This window comes from Streptomyces sp. NPDC001832, from assembly GCF_040297265.1.
In the GTDB taxonomy this organism is placed as follows: Bacteria; Actinomycetota; Actinomycetes; order Streptomycetales; family Streptomycetaceae; genus Streptomyces.
Window position 1 is genome coordinate 13,941 of record NZ_JBEOYU010000024.1, and the last position, 12,946, is coordinate 26,886.

The following is a 12,946-nucleotide window of genomic DNA, read 5'->3' on the forward strand; positions in this document are numbered from 1 at the left end:
CGTGCCGTGAGGCAAGCGAGGGGAGCGCGCCGGTGTGGTCTGCAGAGTGTCCGCGAGGACTCTGCGTCAGCCGACGCGCTTTCCAAGTACGAGAATTCGGGTGCGCATGGCATTGACCATCTCTCCGGCGCATGCAACGTGTCAAGTGGGTGGGACGGACGTCTCAATATGTGATCCGCTGAGGAGTGGGATCGAGCCGCCGGTCAGGACCGGCTGGGCGGCGCCACTGCCAGGCACCGGGAACTCGCCACGAACCAGGGCGCGGCGCAGCCGGTACTCGTCGAGCGGCCCGGAGAAGGCCAGTCCCTGGCCGTGCGTACAGCCCATGGCGCGCAGCGCGAGGACCTGCTCCGGCAGGTCGACACCATCGGCCACGGACTGCATGCCGAGGTCGCAGGCGATGCGCAGGAGACCGCTGGTGATCTTGTGCAGCCGGGCGGATTCCACGACGCCTTCGACGAGACCGCGGTCCAGTTTCAGTACGTCGATGGGGAGACGGCGCAGCGCGTTGATCGCGGCGTAGCCGCTGCCGAAGCCGTCGAGCGCGATGCGGACGCCGAGCCGGCGCAGCGCGACGAGACGCTGTTCGAGTTCGTCGATGGAGATCCGGGGGTCACTGTCCGCGACCTCGATCACCAGGGCGCCGGAGGGCAGGCTGTGCCGGGCGAGCAGCGCCTCGACGGAGCCGAACGGCATCCCCTCGTCGAGGAGCCTGCGGGCGGAGAGCCGCACGGCGACGGAGACCGGATGGCCGGCCCTGGCCCGGTCGGCGGCCTGCTCGACGGCCTCTTCGAGGAGCCAGTGGCTGAGTTCGGCAGTGCGGTCGCTGTCCTCGGCGACGCGGAGGAATTCGGCAGGGGTGAACAGGATGCCCTGGGCGGAACGCCAGCGGGCCTGGGCGGCGACGGCGGCGACGGCGCCGCTGGTGAGATGCACCACGGGCTGGTGGAGCAGGGCGAACTCACCGTCTCGCAGGGCGGTACGCAGCCGGGCCGCCAGCTCGGAGCGGCGTACGACTTCGGCTTGCATCTGCGGGGCGTACAGCTCGACGCGGTCCTTGCCGCCGGCCTTGGCGCGGTACATGGCGAGATCGGCGTTGCGCATGAGGTCGCTCGGCGAGATGCCGGGCTCGGCGAATGCGACCCCGATGGACGCGGCGACCCGGACCTCACCGGCGCCGATGCGGTACGGCTGGGAGAGGGTGAGGCGCAGCCGGTCGGCGATCTCGTGGACCTGGCATTCCCGGGCGGACTGGTCGCGGATGCCGTCGCCGAGGATGATGGCCGCGAATTCGTCACCGCCCAGGCGGGCCGCGGTGTCGCCGGCCCGTACGGACTCTTGGAGGCGCCGGGCGGCCTGGATGAGGACCTCGTCGCCCGCCTGGTGGCCGAGGCGGTCGTTGACCGCCTTGAAGCCGTCGAGGTCGATGAAGAGCACGGCGGTGCCGGGGTCGCCGGCGCGGCGGCCACCGAGGGACTGGCGGACCCGCTCGGTGAACAGGGCGCGGTTGGGCAGGTCGGTGAGCGGGTCGTGCTCGGCGTTGTGCTGCAACTGGGCCTGCAGCCGCACTCTTTCGGTCACATCGCGGCTGTTGAGGATCAGCCCGCCCTGGTGGCGGTTGACCGTGGATTCGACATTGAGCCAGTCGCCCGTACCGGATCTGAAACGGCACTCGATCCGGGTGGTGGGCTCCTCACCCGGAGATGCGGCGAGGAACCGGCGCACCTCGTGGACCACCCGCCCCAGGTCCTCGGGATGGATGATCGAGGCGAGCTCGGCGCCGACCAGGTCGTCGGCATCGCGCCCGTACACCCCCGCGGCGGCGGGGCTGACATAGCGCAGGACGCCGGTGGGGGCGGCGATCATGATGACATCGCTGGAGCCCTGCACCAGGGAGCGGAAGTGATTCTCCTTCTGCGCCAGTTCCTGGGTGAGCGCGATGTTGTCGACGAGCATGATGCCCTGCCGGACGACCAGGGCGAGCGCCACCGTGCAGCCGGTGAAGACCACGACGCGGTCCACCCGGCGGCCCTCGATGACGTTGCAGAGAATGCCGAGGGTGCAGACGGCGGCGGCGAGGTACGGCGTCAGCGCGGCCAGCGATCCCGCGACGGGCCGGCTGGTGGAGCGCGGCTCCCCCTGTGGCGGGAAAGCTTTGTCCGTTGCGCTGTTCGCGCCCCAGGGAGCGTATGCGAGCAGCAGGGAACCGGCGAACCAGCCCGCGTCCAGCAACTGGCCGGAGTGGTAGGCCTGGCGCAGCAACGGTGAGGTGAACAGGGCGTCGGACAGAACCGTCAGGGCAAGTGCGGCCACGGCGGTGTTCACCGCGGAGCGGTTGACGTTGGACCGCCGGAAGTGCAGGGCCAGCACCATGGAGACCAGCACGATGTCGAGCAGCGGATAGGCCAGCGCGAGCGCCGAGCCGGCCACGCTCGCGCCCTCGGCATCCGCGAGGTGCGCGGTGTGGGCGAGGGCGAGGCTCCAGGAGAGCGTGAGGAGCGATCCGCCGATCAGCCAGGAGTCCAGTGCGAGACAGACCCAGCCGGCCCGGGTGACGGGGCGTTTGGCGAGCACGAGCAGCCCGACGACGGCGGGCGGTGCGAAGCAGAGGAAGAAAGCATCGGCGAGGGAGTGGCTGGGCACCGAGCGCTCCAGCACGACCTCGTACCAGCCCCAGACCGCGTTGCCCCCTGCGGCCATGAGCGAGGAGAGCGAGAACAGCAGCCAGGCGGGCCGGAACCGGTTGCCGCGGGTCCGCGCATAGAAGAAGCAGGAGACGGCCGCGACCAGCGCGGCGGCGCTGAGGCCGAAATCCCCCATGATGAGCGCCAGTCCCGAAGAACCCCAGCCGAGGGCCGCCCCCACCGCGTATCCGCCGCAGACGAGGCCGACCAGGACCTGCGACACCAGTACGGAAGCGCCGCCGACGGCCGACCACCGGGAGAGGAACGCCCTGAGGGTGCCGACCGGCGCGCTCACCGGGGCGCACCCGACGCCGCCGGGTGCGCGCGCACCCGGCACCCGACCGGAACAGACCCCGGTCGCGGTCGACTGCCCTGCGGTGTCGGATCGTTCGCCCATCGGCCGTACATCGCCCGTCGCCCCCTCGCGTGTTGCGTCCTCCCCGGCGCAGTCCCTTCCTCGGCGCAGCGCCCCTTTCCGGGACGATACACCAGATCAGTCACACAGGGACATAGTTCATCTACTCTCAGTAACAATCGGGGATTTGCCGGAACGCTATGCAGTCGAGCGGACCCACAGCGTGGTCAAACGGTGATGCGTACGACGTTCTGCACCGGCTCCCCCGCAGCGAAGCGGCTCACCTGTCCGGTCACCAGTCGCCTGGCACGTGGCAGGAACGCCGAGGTGCTGCCTCCCACATGAGGAGTGATCAGGACATTCGGAGCATGCCAGAGGGGATGGCCGGTGGGCAGCGGTTCGGGGTCGGTCACGTCGAGGGCTGCGCGCAGCCGGCCGGACTCGAGTTCGAGCAGTAGTGACTGGGTGTCGACGACGGCGCCCCGTGCGACGTTCACGAGCAGCGCTCCGTCCGGCATCGCGGCGAGGAACTCCGCACCCACCAGCCCTTGCGTGGACGGGTTCAGCGGGGTGGACAGCACGACGACGTCGGCTTCGGCCAGGAGTGCGGGCAGGTCGTCAAGTGTGTGTACGGGTCCGCGTGCTGTTGTCCGTGCAGAGCGCGCGACGCGTGCCACCCGCGCGCACTCGAAGGGCGCGAGCCGGTCCTCAATGGCGGCCCCGATCGATCCGTACCCCACGATCAGCACCGACTTGTCGGCGAGCGCGGGATAGAAGCCGGCCCGCCACTCCTCCTTGTCCTGGCCATGGACGAACCCGGGGAAGCCGCGCAGGGAGGCGAGGATCAGGGCGAGGGCGAGCTCCGCGGTCGACGCCTCATGGACCCCCTTGGCATTGCACAGACGTACCCCTGCCGGCAACTGGCCGAGCCCCGGCTCGACATCGTCGATGCCCGCGGTGAGCGTCTGCACGATCCGGACCTGTGACATGTCGGCGAGCGGACGAACCGCGGTCTGGGAACCCTTCATGTACGGCACGACGTAGAAGGCGCAGTCGGCCGGATCGGCCGGGTAGTCCTGCGCGCCGTCCCAGAAGTGGTAGTTGAGACCCTCGGGAAGTCCTTCGATCTCGTCGGCGGGAAACGGCAGCCATACGTCAGGAGTCTTCGTCGAAGTCATGGTCAGGAGGCTAACGACCTCGGGGGAGGCTGCGCGAGGGGTGTTGGGCGGCAGAGGTTACTTTGGGGTGCGGTGTGGTCCCGTGACGGCGGGGCCGAGGTCCTGTCGTCACAGGACCTTAGGAAGGGTTCGGGGAGTTGGAGCGCAGGAGTCTTGGTGCGGCGGCGCTCGCCGTGGGGGCGGTCGGTCTTGGCTGCATGCCGATGAGCTGGGCGTACACCGCGTCGCAGCAGCGCGGTGATCGTGCGTTGCGGGCGGTGCATGCCGCGCTCGACGCGGGCGTCCAACTGCTCGATACGGCCGACATGTACGGCCCCTTCACCAATGAGCTGCTGGTGGGCCGGGCGCTGAAGGGCCGCAGGTCCGATGCCTTCGTCTCCACCAAGTGCGGGCTGCTGGTGGGCGATCAGCACATCGTCGCCAATGGCCGCCCCGGCTATGTGCGGCGGGCCTGTGACGCCTCGCTGCGGCGGCTGCAGACTGATGTGATCGATCTGTACCAGCTGCACCGGGCCGATCCCGAGGTGCCGGTCGAGGAGACCTGGGGCGCGATGGCGGAGCTGGTGACCGCCGGTAAGGTGCGGGCGCTCGGGCTCTGTGCGGTCGGGGCGCGGGCTTCACGCCGGCCGGGTGCCCGAATGTACGACGAAACGATCCGTCAGCTGGAGCGGGTTCAGCAGGTCTTCCCGGTGAGCGCGGTGCAGGCGGAGCTCTCGGTCTGGTCGCCGGAGCCGCTGGAGTCGTTGCTTCCGTGGTGCTCTGCGCGGGGTGTGGGGCTACTGGCGGCGATGCCCCTGGGAAACGGCTATCTGACGGGCACGCTGACCCCGGGGCAGGGCTTCGAGCCGGAGGATCTGCGGGCCAGGCATCCGCGGTTCACGGCCGAGATGATGGCGGCGAACCAGCCGGTGGTGGTCGGGCTGCGGCGGATCGCGCAGCGGCACGGGGCGACTGCGGCACAAGTGGCGCTGGCCTGGGTACTGCGGCAGGGGCCCCATGTGGTGCCGGTGCCGGGGACCAAGCGGGAGCGGTGGGCGGTGGAGAACGCGCGGGCGGCCGGGCTGAAACTGACCCCGCGGGATCTGATGGAGATCGACTGGCTGCCTGCGGCGCGGGGGTCGTGGTACTGATCAGCGGCCGCCCGTCCTGATCAACCATCGAGAAATCTGACGGGCATGGGGAACCCGGGGCCCGGCTGCGGTGTATGAACGGTATTCGGGTGGCCGTCGAAGGGATCGGTGCTGTGCGCGGTGTTCTGTTCGGATCTGTAGAGGGCCCCGCGGGTCGTCGGGGACGGCGTCGAGGCGTGCGCCGCGGGACAGTGGCCGTGCTGGCCGCGGGCACGCTGCTGCTGACCGCGGGGTGTTCGTCGGGAAACGGTTTTGGCGGCACGTCGGGCGTCGGACGGCTGCCGTCGCCGTCCGGCCCCTCCCCCGCCGCCTCGGGCCCGTCGGCCTCCCCGTCCGCGTCGGTCGCCCCGCCACCGGCGAAGGGGTCGGTGAAGGTGGTCTCCACGCTCACCGAGGGCCTCGACTCTCCCTGGGGGCTGGCGGAGCTGCCCGGTGGCGATCTGCTGGTCTCCTCGCGCGACAAGGGCACGATCACCCGGATCGATGGGAAGAGCGGCAAGAAGACCCTGCTGGGCACCGTGCCCGGGGTGTCGCCCGGTGGGGAGGGAGGACTGCTGGGGATCGCGCTCTCCCCCACGTACGGTTCGGACCATCTGGTGTACGCGTACTTCACGACTGCGTCCGACAACCGCATCGCGCGCATGCAGTACGACGAGAACGGCACGACGCCCGGCCGGCTGCTGGGTGCACCGGACACGATTCTGCGGGGCATCCCGAAGGGTTCGATCCACAACGGCGGACGGATCGCCTTCGGCCCGGACCACATGCTGTACGCGGGCACAGGGGAGACGGGGGACAGCGGGCTCGCACAGGACAAGAAGTCGCTGGCCGGCAAGATTCTGCGAATGACCCCGGACGGCCGGCCGCTGCACGGCAATCCGGCGGCCGACTCCGTGGTGTATTCGTACGGTCATCGCAATGTGGAGGGGCTGGCCTGGGACGGGCAGAAGCAGCTGTGGGCGTCCGAATTCGGTCAGGACACCTGGGACGAACTGAACCGGATCGTGCCGGGTGGGAATTATGGCTGGCCGGAGGTCGAGGGCAAGGCGGGAAAGCCGGGCTTCATCGATCCCGTTGCACAGTGGAAGCCTTCCGAGGCGTCCCCGAGCGGGATCGCCTTCGCCAAGGGGTCGATCTGGATGGCGAGCCTGCGCGGTGAGCGGCTCTGGCGGATTCCGCTGTCCGGTCGGGCGGACGGGGAACCTCTGGCGGCGCCGCAGGCGTTCCTGAAGGGGAAGTACGGCCGTCTGCGTACCGTGCTCGCCGCAGGCGGCAACAAGCTCTGGCTGGTCACGAGCAATACGGACACCCGTGGCACCCCGAAGCCGGGAGACGACAGGATCCTGGTGCTGGAGGTGCGATAGCGGCTACAGCAGGTGAAAGGGCGTGCGAGCGGTGTTCAACTTCTTCGAGGAACTCTTCGCGCCGGGCCGTAAGCATGCCGCCGAGGAGCAGAATCGGCTGGAGCTGACCCGGGTGGATCTCGGTGTCGGCGACCCGGGGCGCGGGCCGATCGACCTGGCCTCCGGAAAGGTGATCGTCAGGGCGTCCGGCACAGACGCCGGTCCGGGGGCGGATCAGGCCGCGACAGACGCGATTCCGCACCCGGACCAGGCAAGCTCAGCTACTGGGTGGCGCCCAGGGTCGGCAGGGGCATGATGAGGTCGGAGTAAACGCCGACGGAGATCAACAGGCCGAGGACACCGAGCACGATGCCGGCGGTCGCGACGGCACGCACCCAGCCGGGCTGCGGGTGCGGGGAGGGTGCGCCAAAGGCCGGGCGGACCAGGGCGAAGATGCCGACCAGCAGGGCAAGCAGCGAGAAGATGCCGTTGACCAGCGCCGTGGTGTGCCAGGCGTCGCCATAGATCTCGGAGATCTGCTGGGCCGCGGTGCCGCCACCGGTCGAGGTCTTGATCTGCCCGATCAGGGTCTCGCGCTCGGCGGCGATCTTGCCGGTCCAGGACCCGGTGAGCGCGACGACCCCCAGACCGGCGGCGACCACGGCCGCGGCGGCGGAGCCGAGGCCGGACGGCCCCTTGTCAAAGTCGCTGGAGTCGGATTCCTCGATGTCGGAGTCCGTGACGTCGGAATCCGGGTCGGGATCCTGATCGGCGTCCTGATCAGAGCCGGAGGCGGAGCCCTCCCTGGCGTCGTCGGCCACCGCGAGATCTACCTCGGCTTCGGCCACCCCCTTGTCGAGGCTGTATGTCGCGTCCTTGGCCGCGGTCTCCTCGGCCGCGTGCTCGTCGGCCGCGGTCTCCTCGGCGGCGTTCGCCGCGGTCTCCTCAGCCCCGGTCTCCTCAGCGTCGGGAACAGCGGGAGCGACGGGGCTGGTGGGAGTGGTGGGGTTTTTGGGAGTTCCGGGGTTCATGTCCCGCACGCTAGGCGGCCCAGATGAGAAGTCTCTTAACGTCCGTCGCCGGCCCGTCCCTCCTTCCCCGTCCTCAAGCCTTCTGTGCCCGCCACTCCCGGGCCAGCACGGACCAGATCTCCGAGTCGTGCCGCTCGCCGCGGTACAGGTAGTTCTCGCGCAGCACCCCGTCGCGTGTCATGCCGAGCCGCTTGGCAACGGCGAGGCTTCGGGTGTTCTCGGCGGACGCGACCCACTCCACGCGGTGCATGCCGCGCTCGTAGACCGCCCAGTCGATCAGCTTCCGTGTCGCCCGGGTGACCAGGCCACGCCCCTCCCCCGCCCGCTCCAGCCAGCAGCCGACCTCACAGTTCCCGGACTCCGTGTCGAAGATCCGGAACATGACACCGCCGACGAGCGTGCCGTCCAGCCAGATGCCGTAGAGCCGCCCGGTGTCGGCCGCCTGCTTCTCCGCGTACCGCCGGAGCAGGGCGCGCGCCGAGTCCAGGTCGGTGGCGAACGTGGCGAACGGGATCCAGGGGTCGACGATCTCGCGGGCCCGGTCCACATGGGCGAGGAACTCCTCCGCCTGCCAGATCTCCAGCGGACGCAGTTCTGCTCCGTCGTCGCCCAGGGATATCGCGAACATCATGCTCCTTCTCGAACCGCTTCCGCCGGTTGTACGGCGTGCACCGCTTCTGGTGATTGCGCTGCCTGCGGAATCTTCGCATGCGGCGCCCGGCACTCCGGAGGCTCGATGCTGATCCGCGGCAGCCGCCGGTCCAGCCAGCGCGGCAGCCACCAGTTCGCTTTGCCCAGCAGATGCATCAGAGCGGGGACCAGCAGCGTACGGAGCACGAAGGCATCGAGTGCGACCGCCGCAGCCAGCGCGATGCCGAACATGGCGATGACCCGGTTTCCGCTGAAGACGAACGCGAGGAAGACCGAAATCATGATCACGGCCGCGGAGTTGATCACGCGACCGGTCTCTGCGAGGCCGACCCGGACCGCCCGCCGGTTGTCACCGGTCTCCAGCCACTCCTCGTACATCCGGCCGACCAGGAACACCTGGTAGTCCATGGAGAGCCCGAAGAGTACGGACACCATGATCACCGGCAGGAACGGTTCGATGGGCCCGGCGCTGCCCAGCCCCAGCAACTCGCTCCCCCACCCCCACTGGAAGATCGCGACGACGACTCCGAACGCGGCGGCGACGGCGGCCACATTCATCGCTGCTGCCTTCAGCGGAATGACTATCGACCGGAAGGCCAGCAGCAGGAGCAGGCAGCCGAGCCCTACGACGATGCCGATGAAGAGCGGGAGCTTGCCGATGATGACCTGGGCGAAGTCGTCGTAGCTGGCAGTCACCCCGCCGACATAGGCCTGGAGCGAGGTGTTCGCCTCGGCCTGCGGGAGGACGTCCGTACGCAACCGGTCGACGAGCGCACTGGTCTCCTCCGACTGTGGTGAGGTCGTCGGTACGACGGTGACGAAGGCCACACTGCCGCTGTTGTTGTACGTGACCGGGCTGACCGAGGCCACGCCGTCGGTGTTCCGCAGAGCGGCCGGCAGGCCGTCCATCGCCAGCCGGTCGTCCGCGCCGTCGAGCTGCGCGGCGATGGTCAGCGGACCGTTGACGCCGGGCCCGAATCCCTCGGCCAGCAGGTCGTACGCCTGCCGGGTGGTCGACGAGGAGGCGTTGTTGCCCTGGTCGGAGGTGCCCAGATGGAGGGAGAACGTGGGCAGCGCGAGGACCAGCATCACCGCGGCGGCGAGCGAGCCGAGCAGCTTGGGGTGGCGTTCGACGAACGCGGACCAGCGGGCGGCGAAGCCGGTGGGCGGTTCGGGTTGCGGCCCGCACTCGGCGAGCTGTCTGCGCTCGCGCCGGCTCAGCGCCCGCATGCCGATGAAGGACAGCAGGGCGGGCAGCAGGGTCACGGACGCGGCCACGGTCAGGACGACGGTGAGCGAGGCGGCGATCGCCACGCCGTTGAGGAACTCGAGCCGCAGGATCAGCATTCCGAGCAGCGCTATACAGACGGTGGCTCCGGCGAAGACCACAGCCCGCCCGGTCGTCGTGACGGCGTTCTGCGCCGCCTCGGTGACCGTCATGCCTCTGCGTAGTCCTGCGCGGTGCCGGGTGACGATGAACAGCGCGTAGTCGATGCCGACGCCGAGCCCTATCAGCATGCCCAGCATGGGGGCGAAGTCGGCGACGGTCATCACATGGCCCAGCAGCACGGTGCCCGCGTACGCCGTGCCGACGGAGACGAGGGCGGTGGCGATGGGCAGCATGCTGGCGGCGAGCGAGCCGAAGACGAGGAACAGGACGACCGCTGCGACGACGACCCCGATGACCTCGCTGGAGTGGAGGGACGGCGCCTCGGTGAGGGCAACGGCCGAGCCGCCCAGTTCCACCTGAAGGTGGTCGTCGGCGGCAGCCTTCGCTGTGTCGACGACCGCCTGGGCCTGCTGCACCGGGATGTCGTCGGACTGCTGGTCGAAGGTGACCGTGGCGTAGGCGGTGTGTCCGTCCTCGCTGATCTGCCCGGCGCCGGACGCCCCGTACGGCCCGGTGACGGCGCCGACACCGGGCAGTTCCTCGACCGCGTGCAGGGTCCGGGTCATCGTCTGCTGGACATCGGCGGCCCGCACGGTGGAGTCGGTGGTGTGCCAGACGATGGTGTCGGTGTCACCGCCGAGGTCCGTGAAGCCGCTCTTGAGGAGCTCGGCGGCCCGGCCGGACTCCGTACCGGGCGCCTCGTAGTCGTTGGAGTAGGCAGTACCCGCGAAACCCGCCGCGGTGGCCGCGCCGCCGAGGGCGAAGAGCCAGATGAGGACGGCGATGAGGCGGTGCCTGATGCACCAGCGGGCAATGGCAGCCAACGGTCGTGCTCCCTGATGGTTCGTGGCTCTTCACCGGAACAAAACATGGATCATCCGCAAAGAACACATGACCTGAGAACCACCACTCTTGCAGCCAATCGTGATCCTTTGCCCCTTTCGTGGCGTTATTCACAACGGCAGCAGGAATCATCACGGCCCGCGGGCCGCCTCATCACGTCAGCCGGAGACGCTCGCCCGGCCGTTCTCGATGTGCCCCATCAGCCGACGCCGGAAGGCATCGTCCCCGTCGACGGTGACGGCCAGGTCGTACCAGCCGTGTGCGTCGGCCGCCGAGTGCACGACCGTACGGCTGCGTCCCGGCTTGACCTTGACGGTCCTGGTCCAGTCCCGCAGGTCGGCCTCGTCGACGTACCCCAGCGGCCGCACGGTGAAGGTGAGCGTCGTGCGCCCCGTATTGCGCAGGGTGAGATGCAGGTCCCGCTCATGCGCGTCTATCCGCGAGGCAACCTCGGCCCCGGCTGAAACGCCTTCCTTCGCAGGCCCGGCGAACTCGCGCCGGAAGCCGTTCGGCCCCGTCACCGTGAACCGGTACGCCGCACCGGTAAGGGGTACCGTCCACTGCGCGGTGCCCTTTACATCCCGGTGCTGCGGTATCGGAAACTCCCCCGCGTACGGATACAGCGCGAAATGCGCGGACGAGCGCCCTGTGTTGCTGAGGGCCACCTGCACCGCCCCGTCCACCAGCTTCGCCTGGGCATCCGGCTGGTACGGCAGCGCACGCGCCGGGCGCGCCCCGGGCTCCTGTACGGGCATGTGCTGCACGAGCGGCGGCTTCGGCGCCCAGCGTCCGCTGAACGGCGGGATGGCGCCCGGCTGTTCCACCTCGGGCCGGCGCCGCGCGTGCTTGAAGTCGAAGGCCGAGGTCAGATCGCCGGTGACGGTGCGCCGCCAGTCGCTGATGTTCGGCTCCTCCACGCCGGTCCAGCGCTCCAGGAAGCGGATCACGGAGGTGTGGTCGAAGACCTCGGAGCAGACGTAGCCACCCACGGTCCATGGCGACACCACGAGGAGTGGCACCCGCATCCCGAGACCGGTGGGCTTGTCCTCCCACCGCTCTTCGGCCACCTCGGGCGGCGCGACCGGCGGCGGCACATGGTCGAAGAAACCGTCATTCTCGTCGTAGTTGATGAGGACGGCGGTGTGCTGCCACACATCGGGGTGCTTGCCCAGCGCGTCCAGGACCTTGTAGACGATCGTCGCGCTGTGGATCGGCGAGGAGACGCTCGGGTGCTCGGAGTCGACGGCCGACGGCACCAGATAGGAGACCTCCGGTAGCGTGCCCGCCGCCACGTCCTTGGCGAACTCATCGGCCAGCGTTCCGGTCTCCACCCGGCGCAGCGCACGCTCGAAGAGGCTGCGTTCGGTCTTGTCCAGGGTGGCGACACCCTCTTCCAGCAGACTGAACAGCCGCTCCCGCTCCGTGGCGTCCGCGTCCCGCACCGCCGAGTAGAACGACTCCATGTACGTATGGCCGCCGGTCTTCGCCAGCGCCTTGCGGGCGATCGCCTTGAAGGTGGCGAAGAACTCGATCTGGTTGTCGGTGAAGTTCTCCCACTCGGTGTACGTACGCCAGCTGCGCCCGGCCTTCTCCAGCCGCTCCGCGTACGTGCCCCAGTCGTACCCGGGGTGCGTGCCCTCGTCGTACGCGTCGTTCCCGACGGCCCGCTTGCCGTTGGCCTCGTAGCCCGTCTTCCCGCTCCACAGGTGGTTGCGGTTGGGGCTGGTCGAGGTGTGGATGGAGGAGTGGTAGGCGTCGCAGACCGTGAACGTGTCGGCCAGTTCGTAGTGCAGCGGGATGTCGCGGCGGTCGTAGTACGCCATGGTGGCGGCCGTCTTCGCGGTCACCCAGCCGTTCATCCACCCCCCGGCCCATGCCTTGCCGCCGCCACTCCAGGAGTGGTCGAGCGCGCCGATGTACTGAAGGTCCTTCTTCTGCGCCTCGGCGGCGTCCCGCACCGGGAACGGCAGCACGGAGGTGCCCAGCGGGTCAGGCTGCTCGAAGACCGGTTTGCCGGAGGGCAGTTCGACGGCGTTGCGGTCGCCGAAGCCGCGTACTCCCCGGAGCGTCCCGAAGTAATGGTCGAAGGAACGGTTCTCCTGCATCAGGATCACCACGTGCTTGATGGCTCCGAGCCCGTCACCGCCGCCGGACCCCGCAGAGTCCGCCGGCTGCGCGGCCATCGCGGCCTGCAGCGACGGCGGAAGCAGCGACCCCGCCGCTGCGACACCGAGTGCACCGCCACCGAGCGCGAAGAGCCGTCGCCGTGAAATGTGCGTGGTCAAGTGAGCCTCCCGAGTCCTGTCGTTCTGCCCGGGAAACTAATCAAGCCAGGTGGCGT

General features: G+C 69.4%; 9 protein-coding genes. 3 read left to right on the forward strand and 6 right to left on the reverse strand.

The annotated features are described in order from the left end of the window. Positions 1–141: 141 nt before the first annotated feature. Positions 142–2,979 (reverse strand): putative bifunctional diguanylate cyclase/phosphodiesterase, encoded by a 2,838-nt coding sequence (locus ABT115_RS19445; RefSeq protein ID WP_351791112.1) that lies wholly within the window; start codon positions 2,977–2,979, stop codon positions 142–144. Positions 2,980–3,266: 287 nt separating this feature from the next. Then, positions 3,267–4,217 carry a 2-hydroxyacid dehydrogenase gene (locus ABT115_RS19450; RefSeq protein WP_351791115.1) on the reverse strand — a complete coding sequence of 317 codons (951 nt, stop codon included), beginning with the start codon at positions 4,215–4,217 and terminating at the stop codon, positions 3,267–3,269. A 173-nt stretch (positions 4,218–4,390) separates the two neighbouring features. Between ABT115_RS19450 and ABT115_RS19455 the strand changes: the two genes are divergently transcribed. The 3 genes from ABT115_RS19455 to ABT115_RS19465 all read left to right on the forward strand — a co-directional run bounded on the left by ABT115_RS19455 (position 4,391) and on the right by ABT115_RS19465 (position 7,006). Next, a complete protein-coding gene (locus ABT115_RS19455) occupies positions 4,391–5,347 on the forward strand; it encodes an aldo/keto reductase (RefSeq protein ID WP_351791301.1) in 957 nt (318 codons plus the stop codon). A gap of 113 nt (positions 5,348–5,460) precedes the next feature. Beyond that, on the forward strand, positions 5,461–6,711 hold the full coding sequence (locus ABT115_RS19460; RefSeq protein WP_502969125.1) for a PQQ-dependent sugar dehydrogenase: 1,251 nt from the start codon (positions 5,461–5,463) through the stop codon (positions 6,709–6,711). Between the two features lie 22 nt (positions 6,712–6,733). Then, positions 6,734–7,006, forward strand: a complete 273-nt coding sequence (locus ABT115_RS19465) for a DUF6191 domain-containing protein (protein WP_502969126.1) — start codon at positions 6,734–6,736, stop codon at positions 7,004–7,006. On the opposite strand, the gene ABT115_RS19470 is transcribed toward ABT115_RS19465, so the two are convergent. From ABT115_RS19470 to ABT115_RS19485, 4 genes are all read right to left on the reverse strand, one after another. Next, positions 6,972–7,721, reverse strand: coding sequence for a CvpA family protein (locus ABT115_RS19470; protein ID WP_351791118.1), 750 nt, complete (start codon positions 7,719–7,721; stop codon positions 6,972–6,974). The genes ABT115_RS19465 and ABT115_RS19470 overlap by 35 nt on opposite strands. Positions 7,722–7,794: 73 nt before the next feature. Further along, positions 7,795–8,349: a GNAT family N-acetyltransferase gene (locus tag ABT115_RS19475; protein ID WP_351791121.1), complete on the reverse strand. Its 555-nt coding sequence runs from the start codon at positions 8,347–8,349 to the stop codon at positions 7,795–7,797. Beyond that, entirely contained in the window at positions 8,349–10,586 is a 2,238-nt protein-coding gene (locus ABT115_RS19480) for an MMPL family transporter (RefSeq protein ID WP_351791123.1), read from the reverse strand. The genes ABT115_RS19475 and ABT115_RS19480 overlap by 1 nt, the downstream gene beginning before the upstream one ends. Before the next feature lie 177 nt (positions 10,587–10,763). Beyond that, entirely contained in the window at positions 10,764–12,890 is a 2,127-nt protein-coding gene (locus ABT115_RS19485) for a phosphocholine-specific phospholipase C (RefSeq protein WP_351791125.1), read from the reverse strand. Positions 12,891–12,946: the final 56 nt, after the last annotated feature.